A 24901-nucleotide genomic window follows, 5' to 3' on the forward strand; every position below is an offset into this window, starting at 1 on the left:
GGCACGCTCCACGACGGTCGCTGCGTGAGCGACGGACCCCCGGCGGGAGGGCACCGCCCGCCGCCCGCCACGACGGCCTCCTTCCTCGACTGGGCCGACGCGGGCCTCGTCGCCGCGGCGCGCGGCGCCGGCCCCGATCTCGGGGCCGCGCTCGCCCTGGCCCGCGGGCTCGGGCCGGTCTCGGCGGACCTGGGTCGGCGGTCCTGGGCGGTCCTCCGGGTCCTCGGCTCCCTCGGTGCGGGAGACCTCACGGTCGCCCGCGTCGTCGAACCGCACCTCGACGCGCTCGCGATCCTGGCCCAGGCCGCCGACGCCGGCGAGCCCGCCGTCAGCGCACCACCGGGCAGCACCTGGGGTGTGTATGCCGCCCACGCACCCGGCGCGCACCTTCGCGCCACCCCGTCCGGGCAGGCGTGGACGCTGGACGGGACCAAGCCGTGGTGCTCGCTCGCCGGCGAGGTCAGCCACGCCGTCATCACCGCCCACGTCGACGAGCACCGGCGACGCGCCTTCGCCGTCGACCTCGCCCACCCCGGCGTCGAGACGTCGGACGCACCGTGGGTCTCGCGCGGCCTCGCCGCCGTGCGCAGCACCGGCCTGCGGCTCACCGGTGTCCCCGCCACCCCGGTCGGTCCGCCCGGCTGGTACCTCTCTCGTCCCGGCTTCGCCTGGGGCGGCGTCGGGGTGGCCGCGGTCTGGTTCGGGGCCGCGGCCGCGCTCGCCCAGACGGTGCTCGACGGCGCCCGCCGACGCGAGCCCGACCAGGTGGCCACGCTCCACCTCGGGCGTCTCGATGGTGCCCTGCGCGCCGCGGAGCTCGAGCTCCGCGCCGCCGCCTCCGCGATCGACAGCGGCGACGCCGTCGGTCCCGCCGGTGAGCTCGTGGCCGCCAGGGCCCGCAACGCCGCCGCGGCCGCGGCCGAGCTGGCCCTGACCGAGACCGGCCGAGCCCTCGGGCCGGGGCCGCTGACGTCGAACGAGGAGCACGCCCGACGGGTCGCGGACCTCGCGGTCTACGTCCGTCAGCACCACGGCGACCGCGACCTGGCCCGCACCGGAGCCCTCCTCGTCGGCCCGGCCGAATGACCGGCCGGACCCGACTCGACCACCCCGAGGGCGAGCTGCGCTGGGTGCGCGACACCCGCTGGGGCGCCGTACCGGTGCCTCCGGCGCACGCCGTGCTCGCGGGACACGACCACCTGCTCGTCGTGGCGGCCCACCCCGACGACGAGTGCCTGGGCGCCGGGGCGTTCATCGCCGACGCGGCCGCGCTCGGGGTCGCCGTCACCGTGCTCGTCCTCACCGAGGGCGAGGCGTCGCACCCGCACTCCCCGACGGTGAGCCGGGACGAGATGTCGCGCCGGCGGGGCGAGGAGGCCGACCGCGCCGCCGCCGTCCTCGCCCCGACCGCTCGGGTGGTCCACGCCGGGCTGCCCGACGGTGGGCTGGCCGGGCACCACGACCGGGTCGTCGCCGCGGTGCGCGAGCTCGCCCCTTCGGGGACGCTCGTCCTCGCACCGTGGACCGCGGACGGTCACCCGGACCACGACGCCGCCGGCCGCGGTGCCGCCACCGCGGTCGCCGAGGCGCGCGGCGACGGTGAGCAGCGGCTCGCCGTCGGGCACTACCTCGTCTGGTTGTGGCACTGGGGCCGTCCGGACGACCTGCCCTGGGCGGACGCGGTCGTCGTGGACGCCACCCTCGCCGGGCTCGACCGGCGCGAGCGGGCGCTGGCGCAGCACCACAGCCAGCTCGCCCCGCTGTCCTCGTCCGAGGGCGACGAGGCCCTGCTCGGCGACGCCGTCCTCGCGCCCTTTCGTCGGGGCTTCACCACGCTCGTCCTCCCCGGACACGACCTCGGCGAGGGCGGCGCGCCGTCCCCCGCCCGGGCCGCGGCCTTCGACGAGATGTTCACCGACGGCGACGACCCCTGGGCCAGCCCCAGCTGGTACGAGCGCCGCAAGCGCGCCCTCACGCTGGCCGTCTTCGGCGGCGAGCACCACGGCCGCGTCCTCGACCTCGGGTGCTCGACCGGCGTCCTCACCCGGGCCCTCGCGGCGCGGGCGGACGAGGTCGTCGCCGTCGACCTGAGCGAGCGCGCGCTCGCCGTCGCACGCCGCGACGCCCCCGGGAACATCACCTGGGTGCACGGCGAGGCGCCGTCGGTCCTCGACGCGGTCGACGGGCCCCTGGACCTCGTCGTCCTCTCGGAGGTCGGCTACTTCCTGCACCCCGTCGAGCTGTGGCTCACCCTGGGCCGGCTGCTCGATCGGCTCGCGCCCGGCGGCGAGCTGGTCCTCGTGCACTGGCGGCACCCGACGCGCGACATCCCCCTCGACGGCCCCGCCGTGCACGCACAGGTGCGCGCCGTCTGCGGCTCCTGGTCCCGCCTCACCCACGTCGAGCCCGACGTCCTCGTCGACGCCTACGCGGTGCCGAGATGATCCGGGCCGTCCACGTCGTCATCCCGGCGCGCAACGAGGAGCGTCGCCTCCCGCGGTGCCTCGACAGCGTCGAGGTGGCCCGGGTGGCGCTCCGGCAGGCGCGACCCGACCTCGCCGTCGAGGTGACCGTCGTCCTGGACCGGTGCCTCGACCGCTCCGCGGAGGTCGCCCGCCGCGCCCCGGTGCGCCGCCTGACCGTCGACCACGGCAACGTCGGTGCCACCCGGCACGCCGGCGTCCGGGCGGCCCTGGCCGTGTCGGGGGCGCGAGGCGTCGACCCCGTGGACCTGTGGGTCGCCTGCACCGACGCCGACACCGTCGTCCCCCCGCACTGGCTCACCGGCCACCTCGCCCTCTCGGACACCCATGACGCCGTCGTCGGCACGGTCGAGCCGCTCGGGCTCACCGACGCGTCGGTCCTCAGCGAGTGGCGCTCCCGCCACCGCCTCGGCGAGGGCCACCCGCACGTCCACGGCGCCAACCTCGGCCTCCGGGGGAGCGCCTACCTCGAGGTCGGCGGCTTCCGCGCGATGGCCACCGACGAGGACGTCGACCTCGTCCGCAGGATCCGGGCCCACACGGGCCGGTGGGTCGCCACCGACACGGTCCGCGTCGCCTCGTCCGCCCGGCGCACGCCCCGTGCCCGTGGCGGCTTCTCGGACTACCTCACCTCCCTGGAGGCCGAGGTCCTCGCGGGCGAGGCCGCGGACGGACACCCCCGCCAGGAGGTCGGCTGAGCGCGGCGGCGCCCGACCCCCCTTTGGGGTGAGCCGCACCGCACCGGCCCGACCTACGGTCGAAGGATGACGGCATACAGCACCTCCGTGCGCGCCCTGCACCTCGTGACCAACGCGGCCTGGTTCGGCGGCTCGCTCATGGGGGCGGTCGGGCTCAACCCGGCCGCCGAAGAGGGGGACACGTCCCGGGAGCGCTCCGAGATCGCCGACCGGGGCTGGACCACGTGGGGCCCCGTCCAGGGGGGCGCCATCGGTCTGCACCTGCTCAGCGGCATCGCGATCCTCGCCGACAACCGGCGGCGCACGCTCAGCCACACCCCCACCACCATCGCGGTCGTCGCCAAGACCGTGCTGACGGGAGCCGCGATCGCGGCGAGCGGTGCGGCATACGTCAACGGAGCCCGCCTCGGCGAGGCGCGGGAGAAGGCCGACCACGACCCGGCCGCGTGGGGACGCGCGCGTGAGCTCGCGCAGCGACTGCGCTGGCTGCAGTGGGCGACGCCCCTGACCACCGGCGGCCTGCTCGTGCTGGACGCCTACCTCGGTGAGCAGCAGCGGGGGGTGGCCGGGCTGCTCGACCGCCCGACCTCGCTGCGGCGGCGCCGGTGAGCACCCGCTTCGAGTTCGCGTTCGCCCCCGCGTACCGGCTCCCCGCCCTCGTCTTCGGCATCCGTCCCGCGACGACTCACGTGGACGTCACGGACGAGGAGCTGAGAGTGCGCTTCGGCCCGTGGAGCCTCGTGACCGCTCGCGACAACATCGTCGGCGCGGAGATCACCGGGGGGTTCGGCTGGCTCAAGACCGCCGGCCCGCCCCACCTCTCGTTCTCCGACCGGGGCGTCACCTTCGCCACCAACGGCGACCGGGCCGTGTGCCTGCGGTTCGCCACACCGGTCGCGGGCATCGACCCCACCCGCACGATCAGGCACCCGGGTGCCACCCTCACCGTCGCGCAGCCCGACCTCCTCCTTCGTGCGCTGACGGGAGGCTGAGATGCGGATCGCCATGCTGGCGACGTCACGCCACCCCATCGCCGAGCCGTATGCCGGCGGCCAGGAGTCGCACACCGCGCTGCTCGCGCGCGGGCTGCGCCGCATCGGCCACCACGTCCGCCTGTACGCCCGCTCCGGCACCGACCCGGACCTCGCGGACGAGCTCGTGCCCTACGTCGACCTCCCCGCGTTGAGCGAGGTCGCCGCCCTCGACGGCCAGCTGCCCGAGCCGGACTTCCTCACCGACCACGCCGCGTTCACCGGTGCGGTGGCCGACCTGCTCACGCGGGGCGACGTCGACGTCGTCCACAACCAGAGCCTGCACTTCCTCCCGCTCGCGTTCAGCGCCGCCCTGGCCCGGCCCGTGGTGACCACCCTGCACACCCCGCCCTTCCCGTGGATGGAGCTGGGCGTGGCCCTCGCCGGCCCGGAGTCCGCCTACGTCTGCGTGTCCAGGGCCAACGCCGGGGACTGGACCACGCTGCCGGTCCCGGCCCGGGTCATCCTCAACGGCGTCGAGGACGACGGGCTCGGGGCCGGCACCGGCGGGGAGCACGTCGTGTGGACCGGACGCCTCACCCCCGACAAGGGCGCCGACCTCGCCATCCGCGCGGCTCGACGGGCGGGCCGCGGCCTGCGGCTCGCCGGCCCGGTCAGCGACCGGGCCTGGTTCGACGAGGTCATCGCCCCGGAGCTGGGAGGCGACGTCGAGCACGTCGGCCACCTGTCGCACGGCGAGCTCGCCTCGCTCGTACGCGCGAGTGCGGTCGCCCTCGTCACGCCCCGGTGGGACGAGCCGTTCGGCCTCGTCGCGGCCGAGGCCGCGATGTGGGGAACCCCCGTCGTCGCGGTCGACCGCGGTGGCCTGTCGGAGTTCGTCACGCCAGAGATCGGGCTGCTCGTCAGCGCCGAGGGCGACGACGAGGCCGTCGTGGAGGCGCTCGGCGAGGCCGTGGCGCGGGCCGCCCGTCTGCCGCGGCCGCACGTCCACGCCGCCGCACGCGGCGCCCTCGGCGCTGACCGCATGGTCGACGACTACGCCGCGCTCTACCGCGAGCTCGTCCTCGACCAAGGGGTCCCGTCATGAAGGTCGGGTGGTACGTCCACCACCACGGCGCGGGTCACCGCACTCGCGCGATGGTGGTCGCCCGCGAGCTCATGGCTCGAGGCGCCGACGTCACCCTCCTCGGGTCGGGACTCGAGGGTGACGCCGCACACCGCGGCCCGGTCACCTCGGTCCGTCTCGCCCTGGACGCCCCGCTCGTGGAACCGGTGACCGAAGTCGGGGCCGACGTCACGGTTCACGGGATGATGCACTGGGCACCGTTGTGGCACAGCGGCTTCCGCGAGCGCATGACGACGATCGCGCGCTGGATCCAGGTGGAGGAACCCGACGTCCTCGTGGTCGACGTGTCGTGCGAGGTGGCCGTCCTCGTCCGTCTCCTGGGGGTCCCGGTCGTCGTCGTCGCCCAACCCGGAGCGCGCACCGACCCGGCCCATGCCGCGGCGTACGACGCTGCCAGCGCGGTGCTCGCGCCGTGGCCCGCTTGGGCGACCGAGGACATCTGGCGCACGTCGCGCGACGCGACGCGCAGGGACGGGCTCGACCCACGCGTCGTCGCCGTCGGGGGGATCGCGCGCGGCCCGGTCCACTCACCGTCCGAGGCCACACCCGGATCGAGCGGGCGGGCGCGCCGGGCGCGGGGCCTCGTCCTCGCCGGCTCGGACGGGTTCGACGACCCCGACCTGCCCGCCCTCATCACCGGCGCGGTCCCCGACATCGACTGGACCGTGGTCGGGGGCAGTGCGTGGGTCCCGGACGTGCAGGACCACCTCGCGCACTCGGACGTCGTCGTCACCCACGCCGGCCAGAACGCCATCGCGGACGTCGCCGGCTGGGGACTCCCGGCCGTCGTCCTCCCGCAGAGCCGGCCCTTCGACGAGCAGCGCCACATGGGCGCGGTGCTCGCGAGCTCCGGGATCGCCCAGGTCGTGCAGCGCGACGACGTGCACGGTGCGCAGTGGGGCGAGCTCGTCCAGCGGGCCCGCACGCACGGCGGTGAGGGCTGGAGCACGTGGGGCTGCGAGGGCGCGGCGTCACGGGCGGCCTCGCTCGTCGAGGTGGTGGCGGGTGTCTGACCGCACCACCGTCGTGACGATCGTCCGGGGCCGCCACGACCACCTCCGCGAGCAGTGCCGTGTCCTGCGGTCGGTCGCCCCGAGGACGCCGCACGTGGTCGTGGCGATGGGGGACGCGGACATCGACGACGTCATCGACACCGTCATCGGCCCGGACGACCGCACCACCGTGGTCCACGTGGACGACGACCCGCGCGGGCTGCCCCTGGCGAAGGCCCGCAACACGGGCGTCGAGGTCGCGCTGTCCGCCGGCGCCGAGCTGGTCGTCCTGCTCGACGTCGACTGCGTCCCCGGACCGGGACTCGTCGACGCCTACCGACGGGCTGCGGAACGCGCCCCCGACGCGTTGCTCGCGGGCCCGGTCACCTACCTCCCCGACGGCGTCCGGGTGCCGGATGACCCGCAGGACCTCACCACGCTCCGGGCCCCCCACGCCGCCCGCCCCGACCCGGCCCCCGGGGAGCTCCTGCGCGGGGGCGACCACGACCTCTTCTGGTCGCTCAGCTGTGCCGTGGCCTCGAGCACGTGGCGCACGCTCGGCGGCTTCCACGAGGGCTACGTCGGATACGGGGCCGAGGACACCGACCTCGGCCGGGTCGCTCGCGCGCGCGCCCTGGACCTCGTGTGGGTCGGCGGGGCCGACGCGTACCACCAGTTCCACCCCGTCTCGCACCCTCCCCTGGGCCACCTCGAGGACATCGTGCGCAACGCCACCACGTTCCACGAGCGGTGGGGGGAGTGGCCGATGCGGGGCTGGCTGGACGAGTTCGAGCGGCGCGGGCTGGTCCGCCGGGACGGCGGGCGGCTGACGCTCTCACCGCAGCGTCAGGAGCCGGCGGCGGGCAGAGGTAGCGTTCAGACATGACCCCCGCCCCCGATCGCCCCGTCAGTGTGGCGGTGGTCAACGACCACGAGCTCATCGTGCGGGGCGTCGCGTCGATGCTCACGCCCCACGCGGACCTCGTCCGGGTGGTCGAGCTCGACGCCGACCTCATGCCCGTCAGCCCGGTCGACGTCGCGCTGTACGACACGTTCACCCACACGAGCCTGGACGAGCCCGACCTCGACGACCTCGCCCAGAGCCCCCGGATCGGTCGGCTCGTCCTCTACACGTGGGTTCTGACGGAGGAGCTCATCGTCACCGCGCGTGCCCGCGGCGTCCACGCCGCCCTCCCGAAGTCCCTCGATGGCGCCAGCCTCGCCGCGGCCCTGGTCAGGGTCCACGAGGGCGCTCTCGACCTCGCCCCGGTCCCCGACGAGCCGGTCATGGCCAGCCAGTCCTGGCCGGGGCGCGACCACGGCCTCACCCCACGCGAGTCGGAGATCATCGCCCTGGTCACCTCGGGACTGAGCAACAACGAGATCGCCGAACGGACCTACCTCAGCATCAACTCGGTGAAGTCCTACATCCGCTCGGCCTACCGGACGATGGGCGTCACGACGCGCAGCCAGGCCGTGCTCTGGGGCATCGACCACGGCATGGCCCCTACGCGCATGCGGGTTCTCCTGCCGCCGACGGCCGCCGAGAAGACGGCGGTCGGCTCGTCCTCGGCCCCGCGGGCCCTCGAGCGCGACGGCTGACTATCCGTCGCGCCCACCCGTCTCGTTGAGGCGGCGCGCGGCCCGGTCACCGAGGATGCTGACACCGTCGACGACGCGGGACCCGAGCGTCGCTCGCGCCTCCGCCCCCTCGACGTGCCCGGCGTCCGCACTCATCGACGGCGCGCGCCCGTCGCCGCTCGGCAGGGCTCTCGCCACGAGGCCCAGCAGGCGCGAGGTCGGGCCCGGGAAGAGCCCGTGCACCCGCCGCCCGACCCAAGTCAGCGGAGTGAGCTCGACCTGCGAGCGGCCCGCGAGCACGGCGTCGACGATGCGTCGGGCCGCCCGCTCGGCGGACACCGACAGCAGCGGGAGCGACGCGCCCGGAGCGAACCAGGCGTAGTCCTTGGCGGCATCGCCGACGAACTGGGCGTGGACGTGCCCGCCCGTGCGCATGAGGCCGGGGACGATCGTCGTCGCGGTGACCCCGGTGCCGCTGAGCTCGGCCTGGAGCCCCTCGGTCAGCCCGACCGCGCCGAACTTCGCCACGGAGTAGGGCAGCAGGTGCGGCACCGAGACGACGCCACCGACCGAGCTCACCACGCCGATCCGTCCGGCGCCGGCGTCGAGCATCGTCGGCAGGACGGCGAGGCAGAGGTGGACGGGTCCGAGCAGCATCGTGTCGATGGCCGCGCGGAAGTGGCCCAGGGTGGTGGACTCCACCGGGCCCACCTGGATGATCCCGGCGACGTGGATCGCGACGTCGACCCGACCCTCGGACGCGCGCACGCCCTCGACCCAGGCCGTCACCGCCTCGGCGTCCGCGACGTCGCACACGTGGCCGACGAACTCGCCCCGCACGGACGATGCCGGGTTGCCATGGGTGCGGTCCTCGGCGCCCGGCCCCACCTCGCCGGTGTTGACGAGGTGCTCGGCCCGGTCGAGCTCGGCGCGGTCACGCGCGCACCCGTGGACCCGGTACCCGCGAGCGGCCAGTTCGGTGCTGATGAGCAGCCCGAGTCTTCGGGAGGCACCCGCGACCAGCGCGACACCCGTCATGGCTTGAGGACCACCTTGATGCAGCCGTCCTCCTTCTTCTGGAACATGGAGTAGGCGGCGGGGGCGTCCGCGAGGGGCAGCCGGTGGGTGGCGAGGGTCTCGAGACCGAGCGGGTCGCCGCCCTCGAGGACGACGGGGATGATGTCGTCGACCCAGCGCTTGACGTGGCACTGACCCATCCGGATCGACAGGCCCTTGTCGAACATCTCCATCATCGGCATCGGGTCGGCCATGCCGCCGTAGACGCCGCTGACGGAGACCGTCCCGCCGCGTCGCACCGCACCGATGGTCGCGCGCAGGGCCGCGAGCCGGTCGATGCCGACCTTCTCCATCATCGGCTTGGCGAGCCGGTCGGGGACGAAGCCCACCGTCTTGATCGCCGCCTCAGCCACCGGGCTGCCGTGCGCCTCCATGCCGACGGCGTCGAGGCCTCCGTCGACACCGCGCCCGTCGGTGAGGTCGCGGATCGCGCCGGGGACGTCGTCGAGGTCGGAGCGGACGACGGTCGCGCCGTACGCCGCCGCCTTGGCCATGCGCTCCGGCACGTTGTCGACGCCGATGACCCGCAGCCCCCGGTGGACGCCGATGGCGACCGCGAGGAGTCCGACCGGGCCGAGCCCGAAGACGGCGAGGGTGCCGCCCTCGGGGACCTCGGCGTACTCGACGCCCTGCCACGCGGTGGGCAGGATGTCGGAGAGGTAGAGGAAGCGCTCGTCGGCCACGCCCTCGGGCACGAGCACCGGGCCGAACTGCGCCTGCGGGACCCGGAGGTACTCCGCCTGCCCACCGGGGACCGACCCGTAGAGCTCGGTGTACCCGAAGAGGGCGGCGCCCTTGCCCTGTGCGCGAACCTGGGTCGTCTCGCACTGCGCCATGAGACCTCGCTCGCACATCCAGCAGTGACCGCACGAGATGTTGAACGGGACGACGACCCGGTCACCGGGCTTGATGTGGCTGACCTCCGAGCCGACCTCCTCGACCACGCCCATCGTCTCGTGGCCGAGGACGTCGCCGGGCGCGAGGAACGGGCCGAGCGGGTCGTAGAGGTGGAGGTCGGAGCCGCAGATCGCCGTCGACGTCACCTTGATGACGGCGTCCGTGGGCTGCTCGATGCGGGGGTCGGGGACCTCCTCGACGCGGAGGTCCTTCTTGCCCTGCCAGGTGAGTGCCTTCATGTTGTGGTGCTCCTTGCTGTCGGGACGGGCGGAGGGGTCAGGCGGACAGGTCGCGTGACCAGTGGCGCGGACCGACGATGCGGGCGACGTATGCCGTCGCCTCGGCCGCGGTGCCCACGGCCAGGCAGGCGTCGTCGAGCTTCCCGGCCAGGCCGGCCGCTGCGACGAGTGCGTCGGTGGACCCGCCGAGACCGATGACCTTGTAGTGGGTGAACGCGTCGGTGAGGAAGTCGCGCGCAGCGGGCTCGTCGGCGAGGGCCTGGCCGCCGTCGGGCCCGGTGAGGACGACCACCGTGTCGTAGAGCACCGACGGGGCTCCGGCTACGGCCTGCTTCGCCTCGAGGAGCGTGCCGTCGGAGAGGGTGGCACCGCCGACCTTGGCCGCGACGACCTCGACGGTCCCGCCGGCCTTCGTCACGCCCTTCTGGACGCGCTTGACCGTGGCCGCGTCGGCGCCGTCGCCCACGAGCAGGCCGAGCTTGCGCCCCTCGAAGGTCTCCTTGGCGTTGCCGAGGATGCTCAGGGCCGGGGAGGGCTCGGTCTCCACGAGAGGTGCGGCGGCCTCGGACGCCGCAGGGAGCGGCATACCCAGCCCGTCGGCCACGCGAGCGGCGAGTGACTCGTCGACGTTGCGCAGGTTGGCGACCATCCGCTCGCGGATGGCCGGGATCTCGCACTTGCCGAGCTCGAAGACGTAGGCGGCGACGATGTGGTCCTGCTCGACGTCGGTCTGGCTGATGAAGAACTGACGGGCCTGGCTGTAGTGGTCGCGGAAGGACTCGGCGCGGACCCGTCGGGTCAGCCCGTCGACCGGCGCCGGGAAGGGCACGTGCCCGTCCGGACCGGCCTCGCGCGGACCGCGGTCGCTACCGGTGAAGGAGTTCGGCTCGTATGCCGCCCGCCCCGGTTGCGTGGACGTCTGCATGTGCCCGTCCCGCTGGAAGTGCGCGACCGGGCAGCGCGGCGCGTTGACCGGGAGCTGGCTGAAGTTCGTGCTGCCGAGGCGCTTGAGCTGGGTGTCGAGGTAGGAGAAGTTGCGGCCCTGGAGCAGCGGGTCGTTCGTGAAGTCGATGCCGGGGGGCACGTTCTGCGTCATGAACGCGACCTGCTCGATCTCGGCGAAGACGTTGTCCACCACGCGGTTCAGCGTCATCGTGCCGACCGTGCGCACCGGGACGAGCTCCTCGGGAACGATCTTCGTGGCGTCAAGGATGTCGAAGTCGAACGCGTCGGCGAAGGCGTCGTCGAAGACCTGGACGCCCAGCTCCCACTGGGGGAAGTCGCCGGCGGTGATGGCGTCGAAGAGGTCGCGCCGGTGGAAGTCGGGGTCGGCGCCGTTGATCTTCACGGCCTCGTTCCAGACGACCGACTGCATGCCGAGGACGGGCTTCCAGTGGAACTTGACGAAGGTGCTCTCGCCGGCGGCGTTGACGAACCGGAAGGTGTGGACGCCGAAGCCCTCCATCATCCGGAACGAGCGCGGGATGGCCCGGTCGGACATCTGCCAGAGCGTCATGTGCGTGGACTCGGGCATGAGGGAGGCGAAGTCCCAGAAGGTGTCGTGGGCCGACTGGGCCTGCGGGAAGCCGCGATCGGGCTCCTCCTTGACCGAGTGGACGAGGTCGGGGAACTTCACGGCGTCCTGGATGAAGAACACGGGGATGTTGTTGCCGACGAGGTCCCAGTTGCCCTCGTCGGTGTAGAACTTCGTCGCGAAGCCGCGCACGTCGCGGGCGAGGTCGAAGGAGCCGAGGTTGCCGGCGACGGTGGAGAAGCGGACGAAGGTCTCGGTCTGCTTGCCCGCCTCGGCGAAGATGCTCGCCCGGGTGAGGTCGGACAGCGACTCGTGGCACTCGAAGACGCCGTGGGCTCCGTAGCCGCGGGCGTGGACGACGCGCTCCGGGATGCGCTCGTGGTCGAAGTGGAAGATCTTCTCGCGGAACGCGTGGTCCTCGAGCAGGGTGGGCCCGCGGTCCCCGGCGCGCAACGAGTTGTTGTCGTCCTGGACCGGCGCACCCTGGGCGGTGGTGAGGACGGGACTGTCGCCACCGGCCACCTGGTGCAGCTCGCCACCGTTGCCGATGTGGTCTCCGGGCGTGTCCTTCGTCGCCCGTGACGTGGCTCGTGCGGCGGGCTTCTGCTTCTTCGTCGGCATCCAGTGCTCCCTCGTCGGCGTGAGTGCCCGGGAGCCGACCGACCCGCGAGCACGCGGTCGTCTTCTGGACGCTACGCCCGTCGGGGCGCTTCTGCTCCCTCCCTTGGGGTGAGGCGCCGCCGTACCGAGGAGGGCGACGTCGCCGCAGGTGAGGGCCCAGAAAAATGCCTTACGGTGGCAGGACCAACCCCGAGGAGCACCGATGGTCAACATCGTCCGAGAGTTCGACGTCCCCTGCCCGCAGGACGACGCGGTCGCCTACCTGGCCGACTTCGCCAACGCCGTCGAATGGGACCCCGGGACGGTGTCCTGCGTGCGCAACGGCGACCCCTCGGCGCCCGCACTCCCCGGTGCGTCGTGGACCAACACGAGCAAGGTGCTCGGTCGCGAGACCCAGCTGCAGTACGAGCTCGTGACCCTGCAGCCGGACCACGTCGTCCTGCAGGGCAGCAACGCCACCGCCGACTCCACCGACGACATCGGCGTGACCTCCCTCGACGGCGGCCGCAGCCGGATCCGCTACGAGGCGACGATCACGTTCAAGGGCGCGGCGCGCTTCGCCGACCCGCTCATGCAGCTCGTCTTCAAGAAGGTCGCCGACGACACCGTCCGTGACATGACCGCCGCCCTCACCCGCGTCGGCCGGTGACCACCGACACCAGCGCTGCGAGTGCTGCGAGTGCCGCCACGCTCGGCGCCGAGGACTTCGTGCTGCTCACGACGCTCCGACGAGGCGGCGAGGGGGTGCCGACCCCGGTGTGGATCACCCACCTGAGCGACGAGGCGCGCGTCGGCTTCTACACGACGATGGGGACCGGCAAGACCAAGCGGCTGCGGCACACGCCGCGGGTCACCGTGCAGCCGTGCAGCCGCACCGGCACGCCGACGTCGGGCACGCAGCCGGTCGAGGCCACGGCGCAGATGATGCAGTCCGGGCGGGACTTCGACGAGGTGCAGGGCGCCATCCGCGCGAAGTACGGCTGGCAGTGCGCGCTCTTCGCCGTCGTCGGGGGACTCGCCACCCGGCGCAAGGGCCTGACCTACCGCGACACCGTCGTCCTCATCACCCCCACGCCCCGCAGTTCCGCACGAGAGGAAGCACGACATGGCTGACACGACCCCCCGGGACCTCATCGCCGAGATCATGAAGGAGACCCGGATCGCGACCCTGACCTACGTCGACGACGCCGGCCGCCTCGTCTCCACGCCCATGGGCACCCAGGACTTCGAGGACCCGGGCACCGTGTGGTTCATCACCGAGCTCGACACCGACAAGGTCGCGGCGATCCGCCAGCGCCCGGCCGTCAACGTCGCGTACGCCAGTGACACCGGCTGGGTCTCGCTCGCGGGCGACGCCGTCATCAGCGAGGACGACGCCAAGCTCGAGGAGTTGTGGGACCCCTCGGTGTCCGCCTGGATGAAGGGCGACGCCCAGACCCCCAACAACGGGCTCATCCGGGTCACGGCTGACACGGCCGAGTACTGGGAGTCGCCGGGCAAGGCCGCGATGCTCGTCCAGCTCGTCAAGGGTCTCGTGACCGACGACAAGGCGCAGGACGAGGACGACGACAGCAGCGGCGTCGTCACGCTCTGAGCGCGGACGACCGACGGACAGGACGGGACGGCCGACGATGACCTCGATGGGCACGGCGGACGCGGTGGTGGTCGGGGCGGGACCGAACGGTCTCGTCGCCGCCAACGCGCTCGTCGACGCGGGCTGGGACGTCGTGGTCGTCGAGGCCAACGACGTGGTGGGCGGCGCCGTCCGCAGCGCGGAGGTGACGGCCCCCGGCTGGGTCAGCGACCTGTTCAGCGCCTTCTACCCGCTCGCGGCGGCCAGCCCGATCATCCGCGACCTGCACCTCGAGGAGCACGGCCTGGTCTGGCGCAGGGCGCCCCACGTGCTCGCGCACGCCCTCGACGACGGCAGCGCTGCGGTCCTGCGCGACCACGCCGAGGAGACCGCGGCCGGGCTCGAGGAGCAGGGTGCCGGCGACGGTGCCGCCTGGCTCGACCTCGTCCACGGCTGGGACCGCATCCGCGATCCGCTGCTCGACGCCCTGTTCACCCCGTTCCCGCCGGTGGTGTCCGCGACCCGCATGCTGCGCCGGCTCGGTGCGGCCGACACCCTCGACTTCGCCCGCCTGGCCGTGACCCCCGTCCGCCGGCTCGCGCAGGAGCGGTTCACCGGTCCCGGGGCCGGCCTGCTCCTCACCGGCAACGCGATGCACAGCGACGTCCCGCCGGACGCCGCGGGGAGCGGCATGTTCGGGTGGCTGCTGTGCATGCTCGGCCAGGACGTGGGCTTCCCGGTCCCCGAGGGCGGCGCGGGCGAGCTGGCGGAGGCGCTGCGCCGCCGAGCCGAAAGCAGGGGCGCGCGGTTCGTCACGGGGACGGCCGTCACGGCAGTCACCGTCGACCAGGGCCGCGCGAGCGGGGTGCGCCTGGCCGACGGCCGGACCGTGACGGCGCGGCGCGGTGTCCTCGCCGACGTCCCGGCCCCGGGGCTCTACCGCGACCTCCTCGCCGGCCAGGCGCTCCCTCCCCGGCTCCTGCGCGACCTCGACCGCTTCCAGTGGGACAACCCGACGATCAAGGTCAACTGGGCCCTGGACCAACCGGTGCCGTGGCGCCACGAGGGTGCCCGTGGCGCCGGGACCGTGCACCTCGGTGTCGACACCGACGGCTTCGTCGACTTCGCCGCTGACCTGTCGGTGGGTCGCACGCCCGAGCGACCGTTCATCCTCTTCGGGCAGATGACGACGTCGGACCCGACGCGGTCGCCGGACGGCACGGAGTCGGCGTGGGCCTACACGCACGTCCCGCACGGTGGCGAGTGGAGCGGCGAGCGCCTCGAGGCCCACGTCGGACGCATCGAGGACGCCATCGAACGGGTCGCCCCGGGCTTCCGCGGGACGCAGGTCGGCCGCCACGTGCAGTCGCCCGCCGACCTCGAGCGCGAGGACGCCAACCTCGTCGACGGCGCCATCAACGCCGGGACGTCGGGGTTGCACCAGCAGCTCGTCTTCCGACCGACCGCCGGTCTCGGCCGACCCGAGACGCCGGTGCCCGGGCTCTACCTCGCGAGCGCGTCGGCTCACCCCGGGGGCGGCGTGCACGGCGCCTGCGGGTGGAACGCCGCGCGGGCGGCACTCGGTGCCAACGGCCGCCTCACCGGCGGGGCGCGTCGCGCCCTGACGAGGACGGCGTGGAACCGGCTGCTGCCTCGCGACTGACGGCCCCGGGGTGCCCCGCCGGGCCGCCGCCCACGCGCGTGGTCAGCCCGTGGGGCGTTCGCCGTTGCGGTGACGGCCCTCGGCGAGGAAGGCCAGACGCTTGAGCGCCTCGACGTTGCGCGGCCCGATCGCGAGCTGACGGGCCGGCCTCGGGATGAGCGTCCCCGGTCCGCTGGAGGCGTCCTCCTCGATCCGCACCGTGCAGCCACCCTCACCGCGCGGTGTGATCGAGATCGAGACCCGCGCCTCGCCGGCCGGCCACCCGCGTGCCGTGAGCACGAGCGCGGAGGGCTCGACCGAGTGCTCCACGCGCGTGGTGTCGTTGAGGAGCAGGGGCCAGACGCCGAACGAGTGGTGGATCCGGGACTCCGGCGCGGGCCAGCTGTCGTCGACGTCGCGGACGCGGGAGGCGCCGACGACCCAGGTCGCGTAGGACCACCCGTCGGCGAGCACGTCCCACACTGCCTGGTCGGGTGCGTCGACGTCGCGGGTCACGGTGACGACTCCGTCGTTCTGCTCCATGCTCAGCTCCTCTGTCGGTGTGCGCGGCCGAGTGCGGCCACGCCAACGGTGACGCCGCCGAGTGTGGCGCCACGCAGCCAGTGTCTGCCCCAGCGCCCATGCAGCGCCTCACCCTCAGGGAGGGGCGCCAGGACGTTGCCGGGCGAGTTCGCGACCTCGCCGCGCGAGAGCCCGCCGACGCGCATGAGCGGGGTGACGATGCGGTCGAAGACCGCTGGGGCCATGCGGAAGCCGATGACGGCGACGTGGTTCGTCAAGCCGACCGAGACCTCGCGGCGCGGGCGACCCAGGGCGCGGACCGCGGCGCGAGCGACCTTCTCCGGGGGGTCGACCGGCGGCGGGGGCCGGCCGTGACGCTGGAGGTAGGTTCCGGCCTGGAGGTAGACGGGCGTGTCGACCCCGCCCGGCCAGACGAGGCTGATGTCGATGCCGGGGGTGCTGCGGGCCTCGATCTGCAGGGTTCGCACGAGGCCGTGCACGCCCCACTTCGCCGTGACGTAGGAGCTCATCCACGGCGTGCTGATCTTGCCGAGGAGCGACCCGATGACCACGAGGCTGCCGCTCCCGGTCTCCGAGAACGACTCCAGGGCGACCCGGGCGACGTTGGCGGTCCCGGTGAGGGTCGTGTGGATCGAGGCGTCGAACACCTCGGCCGGCACGTCCTCGAAGCGACCGTAGGCGAGGGCCGCCGCCGAGTGCACGACCCCGTCGAGGGGACCGAACCGCTCCCGGCCCGCGTCGAAGGCGGCCGCCAGCGACGCGGGGTCGCCCACGTCGGCCACGGTGACGAGGGCGTGCCCACCGCGCGCCTCGCACTCCCGCCGGACGGTGTCGAGCGCTTGGCCCGACCGGGCGAGGAGGACGAGGTTGGCCCCCTCCTCGGCGAGCTGCAGCGCGGTCGCCCGCCCGATCCCGCTCGAGGCGCCGGTGACGAGGACGGTCCTGCCGGTACGGGTCATGGGGCCAGTCTGCGGTCTGGAACCGCGCACGTGCCCCGGAGCGCATGGGTCACCTGACCCATCCCGCGCGCGCCGCAATGGGTCGCCAGCCCGACGCGGTCCCCGGCGCCCGGAACCTAGCGTCGCCGGCATGGGCACCTCCCTCCCCGTCGTCGCAGGCGCCGTCGCAACGATCGTGTTCGCCGCCAGCGCTCTGCCGATGCTGGGGAAGGCCCGCCGCACCAAGGACCTCAGGTCCTACAGCCGCAGCAACCTCGTCCTGGCCAACGTGGGGAACCTCGTCTACACGGTCTACGTCTTCAGCCTCCCGCCGGGCCCGATCTGGCTGCTGCACACCTTCTACGTCGTCTCCTCCGCGCTGATGCTCCTTTGGAGCCTGCGCTTCGCTCCCAGGAGGGCACCATGCGAACCGAACACATCGACACCGTGATCATCGGCGCCGGCCAGGCCGGTCTGGCCACCGGCTACCACCTCCAGCGACGCGGTCGCGCGTTCGTCATCCTCGACTCCGAGGAACGAGTCGGCGACGGCTGGCGCCATCAGTGGGACAGCCTCCGGATCTTCACGCCGGCTGCCGTGGACTCGCTGCCGGGGATGCGCTTCCCGGCACCCCGGTGGTCGTTCCCGACCAAGGACGAGTTCGCCGCGTACCTGGAGTCGTATGCCGCCGAGCTCGCCCTGCCGGTCCGGCTCGGCACACCCGTCGCCCGGGTCGCCAGCGCACCGGACGGGAACGGCACCGACCGCGGCTACGTCGTCACGACGGGGCACGGAGACATCCACGCTCGGAACGTCGTCATCGCGACCGGGACCTTCGGGCGCACACCGGCAGTACCCGCCTTCGCCGAGCAGCTCGACCCGTCGATCGTCCAGCTCCACTCGAGCGAGTACCGCCGTCCGGGCGACCTCCCGCCCGGTCCGGTCCTCGTCGTCGGCGCCTCCCACTCGGGCTGCGACATCGCGTACGAGGTCGCCGAGACCCACCCGACGACATTGGCGGGCCGGGACACCGGGCAGATCCCCGTGTCGTTCACCTCCCCCCTGCTCAAGGTCGTCATGCCGATGATGCTCTTCGCGTTCGGCCACGTCCTCACCCGGCGGAACCCCGTGGGGCGCAGGCAGTTGGAGCACTTCCGGTTCGGCGGCGGCCCGCGGCTGCGGGTGCAGGCGGCGGACCTCGCGGAGCGCCACGTCGACTGGGTCCGGGGCCGAGTCACCGGGGTGGCGGACGGCAGGCCCGTCCTTGCCGACCGTGGTCCTGTCGACGTGCGGACGGTCATCTGGTGCACCGGCTTCAGACAGGCCTTCGGCTGGGTCGACCTCGACGTCTTCGACGAGCACGGATGGCCCCGCGAGCTGGGAGGGGTGGTCGCCGACGCACCCGGCCTCTACTTCATGGGACTGGGCTTCCAGACCTCCGCACGTTCGATGCTCATCAACGGGGCTCGCCACGACGCCGACACGGTCGTGCGACACCTCGTCAGGCACCGGCCGGCCGCCGACCGGCGAGGTGGGGCGCGAGTACAGTCGAGGTCGGAGGAGCGATGGATGCCGACGCACTCACCCTCGGGCGGTCAGCCATCGCACGCCGCGACTGGACGGCTGCGTGCGAGCACTACGCGCGGGTCGACCCGGCACAGCTCCCGGCGGACGACCTCCGCGAGCTGAGCTCCGCGGCATACCTCACCGGTGACCGCGAGGGAGCCGTCCGAGCACTCCAGCGGTCCTTCACGCTCTCCGTGGCGGCCGGCGACAGGAGCGGCGCAGCCCGCGACGCCCACTGGATCGGTGTCATCCTCAGCATCCGCGGCGAGCCGTCCGTGGGTGCCGGGTGGGTGGCGCGCGCGCACCGGCTGCTCGAGGGTGAGCCTGAGGAGGCTCTCGAGCGGGGCTACCTCGGCATCCACGAGATGTACCGCTGCCTCGGGAACGGCGACCTCGACGGCGCCCTGCGCGCCTGCCAGCGGATCGGCGAGATCGCCGGCAGGGGACGAGACGTCGACCTCGCGACGTTCGCGCGGGCGAGCACCGGACGACTGTTGTTCTACACGGGACAGGTCGCCGAGGGGCTCCTGCTCCTCGACGAGGCGATGGTCGCGCTGACCGCGGGTGAGGTCTCGCCGATCATGGCCGGCCTGGTCTACTGCGTCATGATCGAGGGCTGCCAGGAGATCGGCGACTACCCACGCATGAGCGAGTGGACGGCCGCGCTGACCCGCTGGTGCGACGACCAGTCCGGCCTGGTCCCGTACACGGGTCAGTGCGCCGTGCACCGAGGTCAGATCCTGTCGGCCCACGGCTCGTTCGCCGAGGCCCTGGACGAGCTCGCCCTCGCGGTCGAGCGGTACCGGGCCGACGGCATGGACCCGGCCCAGGGCCTGGCGACGTACGAACGGGGAGAGGTGCTGCGCATCATCGGCGACCTCGATGGTGCCGAGGCCGCCTACGACGTCGCCGCCTCGCACGGGCACGACCCCCAACCGGGCCGGTCGCTCCTCCTCCTGACGCGCGGCAGGATCGCTCCCGCCGTCGCGTCGACGCACCGGATGCTCGACGAGGCCCACGACCCGGTGACGCGCTCACGGCGGCTCGCTGCGGCGGTGCAGATCCTCATCGCCGGTGGCGAGGTCGACGCCGCTCGGGTGCTCGCGGACGAGTTCCTCGACATCGCCGGCACCTTCGCGTGTGACGCGGTCACCGCCAGGGCGTCGTACGCCGCCGGCCTCGTCGCGCTCGCCAGTGACGACCCGGCCCGCGCCCTCGCCCACCTCCGTCGCTCCTGGAGGGTGTGGATCGACCTCGGCTGCCGCTACGACGCCGCGCAGGCTCGTGCCCGGATCGGGCTGGCGCTTCGCGCTCTCGGGGACGAGGCCTCGGCCGAGTCCGACCTCCGCGTCGCCGTGAGGACGTTCGCCGAGCTGGGGGCGCACACCGACCGTCAGGAGGTCGCCAGGCTGCTCGGCGGCGGCCTCCCCGACGGGCTGACCGCTCGCGAGGTCGAGGTCCTGCGACTCGTGGCGACCGGGCGGAGCAACCCGCAGATCGCCGAAGCGCTGTTCCTCAGCCAGAAGACCGTCGCGCGCCACCTGAGCAACATCTTCACGAAGACGGGGGTGACGTCGCGGACGGCGGCGACCGCGTATGCCTTCGAGCACGACCTGACGTGACCGCCCGCGCGCACCGCAGGAGCTCGGTCAGTTCCCCCGCAGGGACCGGAGCACCCGCGGCAGGTGGCCCGCGAGCTCGCTCGCGAGGTAGCCGACCCGCCCGTGCGTCATGACGAGGTCGTCACCCGCCGCCGCGTGGACGTACTTGGCCCAGACGAGTGCCTGCAGCGGCGTGGCCCCCCGGCTGAGCAGGCCCAGCGTCGCTCCGGCGACCACGTCGCCGCTTCCGGAGGTGCCCAGTCCCGTGTCGCCGGTCGTGATCCTCCAGATTCGCCGGTCGGCCACCACCCAGGTGTCGCAGCCGACGACCGCGCCGAACCGGCGCGACACCTCGAGGGCTCCGGCGACGACGTCCTCGTCGTCGACCTCCTCCTCGCCGAGGAGGAACGCGAGCTCCCCCGTGTTGGGGGTGACGACGAGCCGGTCGCGAAGTGCGCGACTCGTGTCCGCTTCCACGTGGGGCAGCACGGTGACGCCGTAGGCGTCGAGGACGACCGGCGTGTCCGCCGGAAGCTCCTGCACGACCTCGGTGAGCAGCCGGGCGGTGCCGTCCGCGTCGTCAAGGCCGGGGCCGAGCAGCAGCCCGTCCGCCCGGGACAGCTCCTTGGCCAGCGCTGCGCCGGCGCCGACCCCGGTCACCGACCCGCGTCCGTCCTCGGCGAGCCCGGTCGCCCCGCACTCGGGCAGGGCGACGGCCACGTGCTGGGCGACGCTCTCGGCCACCGCGACGCTGAGGCGCCCGGAGCCCATCCGCAGTGCCGACTGGCCCGCGAGGAGGACACCACCCGGGGTCGAGCGAGCGCCACCCACGACCAGGGCCTGCCCGCGGCTGTACTTGGAGCCGCTCGGCTCCGGCAGCGGCCACTGGTCGAGGACGTGCGGCGTGACGAGGCGGGGAGCCCGACGGGTCCCACCCCGCACTCCCTCCGGGACCTCACCCACGGCCCGCACCGACCTCGTCCGAGGCGCCCGGCTGCGCCGTGACCTCGATGCCGAGGTCACGGAGGTGGGTGTCGATGTTGTAGTCGGAGAGGACCCAGCCGGTGGGTGACTCCTCGTCGCGGTGCAGGCGGCAGATCGCGGCGTTCTTCAGACCATGGGTGCGCGCCCGCTCGAGCACCGCCTCCTCGTCGAGTCCCTCGGCGACGTACGTGAACAGCAGGATGACGACGTCGTGGGCGGTGACGAGCACCCGGTCGTGACGCTCCGTGTTCGCGATGTCGGTGAGGACGCCCCGCACCCGCTGGGCCACGTCCGCCCACGACTCGCCGCCCGGGGGCCGGTAGTAGAACTTCCCGAGCCACTCGCGTCGCTCGGCCTCCTCCGGGTGCGCGGCCCGGATCCCCGCCCCGGTGAGCATGTCGGTGATCCCCATGTCGCGGTCGCGCAGCCGCTCGTCCACCCGGAAGGTCAGACGGTCACCCATGACGTCGAGGGCGATCTCGGCCGTCTCCCGGGCCCGGCGGTACGGGCTGGTCCAGGCGATCTGCGGCCGTTCGTCCTCCGGCAGGTCGCCGAGCCACCGTCCGACGGCGCCGGCCTGCTCGCGTCCCAGCTCGGACAGGGTGATGTCGGGGTCCCGCGCCGGAACGGCGATGCGCTCGAGCTGCTCGCGCTCGGCGGACTCGGCGGCGACGTTGCCCTCGGACTGGCCGTGGCGGACGAGGATGATGCTGGTGGCCGGCATGAACCGAGGCTAGAGGTCCGGGACCCCGCCATGGCGGGAAGGCCTCCCCGCACCGCACCCCCGGTTCACTAGGCTCGGGCCATGCTCACGCTCGCGTACGTGCTCGCCGGCATCGCCGCGCTGGTCCACGTCTACATCTTCCGGCTGGAGTCGCTGGCCTGGACCGACCCGCGCACGCGCGCCGTCTTCGGGACGACGCCGGAGACCGCCCGGGTGACGAGGCCGATGGCCTACAACCAGGGCTTCTACAACCTCTTCCTCGCCGTCGTCACGGTCGTCGGGATCATCGTGTCCGCGACCGGCTCCGAGGACGTCGGGGCTGCCCTGGTGTTCGCCGGGTGCGGCTCGATGCTCGCCGCCGCCCTGGTCCTCGCGACGAGCGACCGCTCCAAGATGCGGGCCGCCCTCATCCAGGGGGTCCCTCCCGCGCTGGCCGTCGTGGTCCTCCTCGTCGCCCGGGCCGGGGGGTAGCGGCGCCGTGCCTGTCAACTTCCCGCGGTCCGCGCACCTCGACCCCACCGTCCCGCCCTCGGGTGCCGGCTGTGCCACGTGCACTGCGGAACAGGGCTGGTGGGTCCACCTGCGCCGGTGCACCACGTGCGGCACCGTGGGTTGCTGTGACAGCTCGCCGGGTCAGCACGCGACGGCGCACTACCGCGAGACCGGCCACCCGATCGTCGCGAGCTACGAGCCCGACGAGGTGTGGTTCTGGAACTACACCACGGAGGAGCTGGGGCGGGGCCCGACCCTGGCCCAGCCGCGCTTCCACCCCGCGGACCAGCCCGTGCCCGGACCCGAGGGGCGCGTCCCCGACGACTGGCGCGAACACCTCCACACGTGAGAGGGCGGACCCCGTGAGCGACCCGACGGCCTTCCTGGCGCAGCAGCAGTACGTCGAGCTGACGACGTTCCGGCGCAACGGAAAGCCCGTGCCGAGCCCCGTGTGGATCGCCCCCGAGGGCGGCGACCTCCTCGTCGTCACGGTGGACGAGACCGGCAAGACCAAGCGCCTGGCCCACACCTCCCGCGTCGAGCTCCGACCGTGCGACGTGAGGGGCACCGTCGCCGACGGCGCCCCGCGCTTCGCCGCCACGGCGACGGTGCACCGCGACAAGGCCGCGATCGCCCGCGTGAAGCGGGCGATCGGCGCGAAGTACGGCTGGTGGTACCGCGCGCTCACCACGGTGGAGCCGGTCCTCGACCGGCTGCCCGGTCGCAAGAAACGCGCCGCGATCGTCCTCAGGGACGTCGTGCCGCTCGGCTGACGAGCTCCCGCTCGATCGAGCGCGCGAAGCCGGCCCCCATCGCCGCGAGCACCCCCTGCATCGTGGTCTGGATCGCCGGGCGGGCCAGCCCCGGGAACGGCAGGTCCACGGTGACCTTGAGCTCGATCCGCAGGTCGGTGGACGCGCCGTCGGCGGCGTCGGCGAGGTCGTAGCGTCCGTCGGTCCCCGCGCGCTCGCTGCCGACCGGGGTGTGCCGGAACGTGATCCGCGTCCGCGGGTCGTAGGTCATCGTCTCGGTGAAGGCGAGCTCGAACGACTTCCCCAGCACCGGAATCCGGGTGAGCTGCCAGCGCCACCGGTCATCCGTCGCCGTGATCGACGCCACCATCGGCGTCAGCCGGGCGACCGCCTCGGGGTCGGTGAGGACGTCCCACACCAGGTCGCGCGGATGCTCGACGGTGGCCTCGGAGATCTTGGTCGCGGAGAAGGTTGCCATGGCGCCCATCATCCACTCAGGGCACTGTCCATCCGGTGACGGCCACCGTGCGCGAGCCCGTGGGGGATGCCGGGTCGACGACGAAGACGAGCTCTCGGGTCTCGCCACCCGCGAGGAAGTCGACGACCTGGTCGGCCTCGCGCGTCTCCGCCCCGACCGTGAACTCCATGACCACCCGGACGTCGGTGGCGGTCTCGTCGCCGGAGTTGGTCACCGTCACCGTCACGTGGTTCGCGCCGTCCACGGTGCGCACCTCACCCGTGGCGACGGCGCGTGGGGCCGCGGGGTCACGCGACCCGACGAGCATGCTGACCACGAGGGCGACGACGACCGCGAGGACGAGGCACGAGCCGACGAAGGTGACCCACTCGGCGGTCGTGCGCTCACGCGTGCGGCTCATATCGTCAGTCTCCCCGCGGCGCCGCCGATGGCGGCCGGAAGGCCGAGCACGACGGTGCGGGCGAGCAGGTCCGGCCACGGCGTCAGGCCGCGCTGGAAGACCCAGAGCAGGACGAAGGCCGTGAGCAGGGCGACGAGGTAGCACACGACCGTCTCGGTCATCGGGTGCTGGAACAGGCCCTCCTGCTCGTGCCGGCGGTCCTGCCGGGAGAAGTCGGCCACGAACACGATGGCGTAGGACACGAGCAGCGACGCGGCCATGAGGGCGAGGAGCCACACCGGGGTCATGGCGCTCGCGATCACGGACACCTCGTCGGTGGGCGCGATGCTCAGGGAGATGGCGACGGCCCCGACGACGGTGGCTCCGAGGTCGGCGACCGTCGCGGACACCGTGCGCCCGTCGGCCCCCCGGCCACGGTCCCGGCCCGGTGACCCCCCTGACGACCGGTCCCCGTGACCCTCGCTCCCGGAGCCTCCCCCGAGGAGGTGCCTGGCCACGCCCACCCCGAGGCAGAAGGGCACCGCCTCGTACAGCACCTTCCCGAGGCCGGACCCGAGGGGAGTGTCCGGGGTCAGCTCCCGCAGGAGCACGAGGACCGCCGCGCAGACGACGAGAGAGACGGCGACCGCCTCGACCGTGTCGGCCGCGGCGTCACGCCACCGCACGTCGCGTGTGGCCCGGAACCCCTCGGTCTTGTTCATCAACAGGACCGGGACGGACAGCAGCACGAGCAGCGGGAGCAGCGCCCACGACGGCGTCACCGTGCCTGCCCACCACACCTCCATCGTGAAGAGCAGCGGAACCCCGAACAACAGGCCCCCCGAGACCGCCCGGACGAGGTCGACGGCCTCCGCCTTCCACGGGTGGCGGACGGCCCGCGGGCCCGTGGCGCCCGCCGTCGCCACCACCCGTCGCGTCATCCCCGGACCATAGCGACCCCGACCCCGGCGCGGGCCGCGCACGAGCCG

Annotated in this window: 29 protein-coding genes; 19 read left to right on the forward strand and 10 right to left on the reverse strand. The window is 73.6% G+C overall.

Annotation, left to right across the window (positions count from 1 at the left end):
• Nucleotides 1-24 precede the first annotated feature (24 nt).
• From AC3EU2_RS08190 to AC3EU2_RS08230, 9 genes are all read left to right on the forward strand, one after another.
• Nucleotides 25-1086: an acyl-CoA dehydrogenase family protein gene (locus AC3EU2_RS08190; protein WP_488179210.1), complete on the forward strand. Its 1062-nt coding sequence runs from the start codon at nt 25-27 to the stop codon at nt 1084-1086.
• Entirely contained in the window at nt 1083-2444 is a 1362-nt protein-coding gene (locus AC3EU2_RS08195) for a PIG-L family deacetylase (RefSeq protein ID WP_488179211.1), read from the forward strand. The genes AC3EU2_RS08190 and AC3EU2_RS08195 overlap by 4 nt, the downstream gene beginning before the upstream one ends.
• Nucleotides 2441-3181: a glycosyltransferase family 2 protein gene (locus tag AC3EU2_RS08200; protein WP_488179212.1), complete on the forward strand. Its 741-nt coding sequence runs from the start codon at nt 2441-2443 to the stop codon at nt 3179-3181. Before AC3EU2_RS08195 ends, AC3EU2_RS08200 begins: the two co-directional genes overlap by 4 nt.
• A 66-nt stretch (nt 3182-3247) precedes the next feature.
• Nucleotides 3248-3790, forward strand: coding sequence for a hypothetical protein (locus AC3EU2_RS08205; RefSeq protein WP_488179213.1), 543 nt, complete (start codon nt 3248-3250; stop codon nt 3788-3790).
• Nucleotides 3787-4173: a hypothetical protein gene (locus AC3EU2_RS08210; protein WP_488179214.1), complete on the forward strand. Its 387-nt coding sequence runs from the start codon at nt 3787-3789 to the stop codon at nt 4171-4173. Before AC3EU2_RS08205 ends, AC3EU2_RS08210 begins: the two co-directional genes overlap by 4 nt.
• A gap of 1 nt (nt 4174) precedes the next feature.
• A complete protein-coding gene (locus AC3EU2_RS08215) occupies nt 4175-5260 on the forward strand; it encodes a glycosyltransferase (RefSeq protein ID WP_488179215.1) in 1086 nt (361 codons plus the stop codon).
• Nucleotides 5257-6312 (forward strand): glycosyltransferase, encoded by a 1056-nt coding sequence (locus AC3EU2_RS08220; RefSeq protein ID WP_488179216.1) that lies wholly within the window; start codon nt 5257-5259, stop codon nt 6310-6312. Before AC3EU2_RS08215 ends, AC3EU2_RS08220 begins: the two co-directional genes overlap by 4 nt.
• Nucleotides 6305-7177 carry a glycosyltransferase family 2 protein gene (locus AC3EU2_RS08225; protein ID WP_488179217.1) on the forward strand — a complete coding sequence of 291 codons (873 nt, stop codon included), beginning with the start codon at nt 6305-6307 and terminating at the stop codon, nt 7175-7177. Before AC3EU2_RS08220 ends, AC3EU2_RS08225 begins: the two co-directional genes overlap by 8 nt.
• Complete coding sequence (locus AC3EU2_RS08230; protein WP_488179218.1) at nt 7174-7893, forward strand: helix-turn-helix transcriptional regulator; 720 nt, start codon at nt 7174-7176, stop codon at nt 7891-7893. Before AC3EU2_RS08225 ends, AC3EU2_RS08230 begins: the two co-directional genes overlap by 4 nt.
• On the opposite strand, the gene AC3EU2_RS08235 is transcribed toward AC3EU2_RS08230, so the two are convergent.
• Genes AC3EU2_RS08235 through AC3EU2_RS08245 form a run of 3 tightly spaced genes read right to left on the reverse strand, consistent with a single transcriptional unit; the run spans nt 7894 to nt 12240 of the window.
• Entirely contained in the window at nt 7894-8910 is a 1017-nt protein-coding gene (locus AC3EU2_RS08235) for an SDR family NAD(P)-dependent oxidoreductase (RefSeq protein ID WP_488179219.1), read from the reverse strand.
• Nucleotides 8907-10085 carry a zinc-dependent alcohol dehydrogenase gene (locus AC3EU2_RS08240; RefSeq protein ID WP_488179220.1) on the reverse strand — a complete coding sequence of 393 codons (1179 nt, stop codon included), beginning with the start codon at nt 10083-10085 and terminating at the stop codon, nt 8907-8909. The genes AC3EU2_RS08235 and AC3EU2_RS08240 overlap by 4 nt, the downstream gene beginning before the upstream one ends.
• A gap of 37 nt (nt 10086-10122) precedes the next feature.
• The gene (locus tag AC3EU2_RS08245; protein WP_488179221.1) at nt 10123-12240 is read right to left on the reverse strand and encodes a catalase; all 2118 of its coding nucleotides are present in this window, start codon (nt 12238-12240) and stop codon (nt 10123-10125) included.
• 202 nt (nt 12241-12442) lie between these two features.
• Here AC3EU2_RS08245 and AC3EU2_RS08250 point away from each other — a divergent pair, with 202 nt between their 5' ends.
• The 4 genes from AC3EU2_RS08250 to AC3EU2_RS08265 are packed head-to-tail and all read left to right on the forward strand — an operon-like array spanning nt 12443 to nt 15476.
• A complete protein-coding gene (locus tag AC3EU2_RS08250) occupies nt 12443-12889 on the forward strand; it encodes an SRPBCC family protein (RefSeq protein WP_488179222.1) in 447 nt (148 codons plus the stop codon).
• Entirely contained in the window at nt 12886-13353 is a 468-nt protein-coding gene (locus AC3EU2_RS08255; protein WP_488179223.1) for a PPOX class F420-dependent oxidoreductase, read from the forward strand. Before AC3EU2_RS08250 ends, AC3EU2_RS08255 begins: the two co-directional genes overlap by 4 nt.
• On the forward strand, nt 13346-13834 hold the full coding sequence (locus AC3EU2_RS08260) for a pyridoxamine 5'-phosphate oxidase family protein (protein WP_488179224.1): 489 nt from the start codon (nt 13346-13348) through the stop codon (nt 13832-13834). Before AC3EU2_RS08255 ends, AC3EU2_RS08260 begins: the two co-directional genes overlap by 8 nt.
• Nucleotides 13835-13880: 46 nt before the next feature.
• Complete coding sequence (locus AC3EU2_RS08265; RefSeq protein WP_488179225.1) at nt 13881-15476, forward strand: phytoene desaturase family protein; 1596 nt, start codon at nt 13881-13883, stop codon at nt 15474-15476.
• Nucleotides 15477-15518: 42 nt separating this feature from the next.
• Here AC3EU2_RS08265 and AC3EU2_RS08270 read toward each other — a convergent pair whose 3' ends face one another.
• Both AC3EU2_RS08270 and AC3EU2_RS08275 read right to left on the reverse strand, forming a co-directional pair.
• Complete coding sequence (locus AC3EU2_RS08270) at nt 15519-15998, reverse strand: SRPBCC family protein (RefSeq protein ID WP_488179226.1); 480 nt, start codon at nt 15996-15998, stop codon at nt 15519-15521.
• A gap of 2 nt (nt 15999-16000) precedes the next feature.
• A complete protein-coding gene (locus AC3EU2_RS08275; protein ID WP_488179227.1) occupies nt 16001-16957 on the reverse strand; it encodes an SDR family NAD(P)-dependent oxidoreductase in 957 nt (318 codons plus the stop codon).
• A 130-nt stretch (nt 16958-17087) separates the two neighbouring features.
• Between AC3EU2_RS08275 and AC3EU2_RS08280 the strand changes: the two genes are divergently transcribed.
• Genes AC3EU2_RS08280 through AC3EU2_RS08290 form a run of 3 tightly spaced genes read left to right on the forward strand, consistent with a single transcriptional unit; the run spans nt 17088 to nt 20124 of the window.
• Nucleotides 17088-17387 (forward strand): hypothetical protein, encoded by a 300-nt coding sequence (locus tag AC3EU2_RS08280; protein ID WP_488179228.1) that lies wholly within the window; start codon nt 17088-17090, stop codon nt 17385-17387.
• Nucleotides 17360-18625 (forward strand): flavin-containing monooxygenase, encoded by a 1266-nt coding sequence (locus AC3EU2_RS08285; RefSeq protein WP_488179229.1) that lies wholly within the window; start codon nt 17360-17362, stop codon nt 18623-18625. Before AC3EU2_RS08280 ends, AC3EU2_RS08285 begins: the two co-directional genes overlap by 28 nt.
• On the forward strand, nt 18538-20124 hold the full coding sequence (locus AC3EU2_RS08290; protein WP_488179460.1) for a helix-turn-helix transcriptional regulator: 1587 nt from the start codon (nt 18538-18540) through the stop codon (nt 20122-20124). The genes AC3EU2_RS08285 and AC3EU2_RS08290 overlap by 88 nt, the downstream gene beginning before the upstream one ends.
• Nucleotides 20125-20151: 27 nt before the next feature.
• Here AC3EU2_RS08290 and AC3EU2_RS08295 read toward each other — a convergent pair whose 3' ends face one another.
• On the reverse strand, nt 20152-21066 hold the full coding sequence (locus AC3EU2_RS08295; RefSeq protein WP_488179230.1) for an NAD(P)H-hydrate dehydratase: 915 nt from the start codon (nt 21064-21066) through the stop codon (nt 20152-20154).
• The gene (locus AC3EU2_RS08300) at nt 21059-21811 is read right to left on the reverse strand and encodes a histidine phosphatase family protein (protein ID WP_488179231.1); all 753 of its coding nucleotides are present in this window, start codon (nt 21809-21811) and stop codon (nt 21059-21061) included. The genes AC3EU2_RS08295 and AC3EU2_RS08300 overlap by 8 nt, the downstream gene beginning before the upstream one ends.
• 81 nt (nt 21812-21892) lie before the next feature.
• On the opposite strand from AC3EU2_RS08300, the gene AC3EU2_RS08305 reads away from it, so the two are divergent.
• From AC3EU2_RS08305 to AC3EU2_RS08315, 3 genes are read left to right on the forward strand one after another with little or no spacing between them, the layout of a single operon-like run.
• Nucleotides 21893-22282: a DUF1304 domain-containing protein gene (locus AC3EU2_RS08305; RefSeq protein WP_488179232.1), complete on the forward strand. Its 390-nt coding sequence runs from the start codon at nt 21893-21895 to the stop codon at nt 22280-22282.
• A 7-nt stretch (nt 22283-22289) separates the two neighbouring features.
• Nucleotides 22290-22652, forward strand: a complete 363-nt coding sequence (locus AC3EU2_RS08310; protein ID WP_488179233.1) for a UBP-type zinc finger domain-containing protein — start codon at nt 22290-22292, stop codon at nt 22650-22652.
• 13 nt (nt 22653-22665) lie between these two features.
• Complete coding sequence (locus AC3EU2_RS08315) at nt 22666-23076, forward strand: PPOX class F420-dependent oxidoreductase (RefSeq protein WP_488179234.1); 411 nt, start codon at nt 22666-22668, stop codon at nt 23074-23076.
• On the opposite strand, the gene AC3EU2_RS08320 is transcribed toward AC3EU2_RS08315, so the two are convergent.
• The 3 genes from AC3EU2_RS08320 to AC3EU2_RS08330 are packed head-to-tail and all read right to left on the reverse strand — an operon-like array spanning nt 23051 to nt 24853.
• Entirely contained in the window at nt 23051-23533 is a 483-nt protein-coding gene (locus AC3EU2_RS08320) for an SRPBCC family protein (protein WP_488179235.1), read from the reverse strand. The genes AC3EU2_RS08315 and AC3EU2_RS08320 overlap by 26 nt on opposite strands.
• A 16-nt stretch (nt 23534-23549) precedes the next feature.
• The gene (locus tag AC3EU2_RS08325; RefSeq protein WP_488179236.1) at nt 23550-23933 is read right to left on the reverse strand and encodes a hypothetical protein; all 384 of its coding nucleotides are present in this window, start codon (nt 23931-23933) and stop codon (nt 23550-23552) included.
• A complete protein-coding gene (locus AC3EU2_RS08330) occupies nt 23930-24853 on the reverse strand; it encodes a TIGR02587 family membrane protein (protein WP_488179237.1) in 924 nt (307 codons plus the stop codon). The genes AC3EU2_RS08325 and AC3EU2_RS08330 overlap by 4 nt, the downstream gene beginning before the upstream one ends.
• Nucleotides 24854-24901: the final 48 nt, after the last annotated feature.

This window comes from Knoellia sp. B-D-2 (assembly GCF_057714695.1).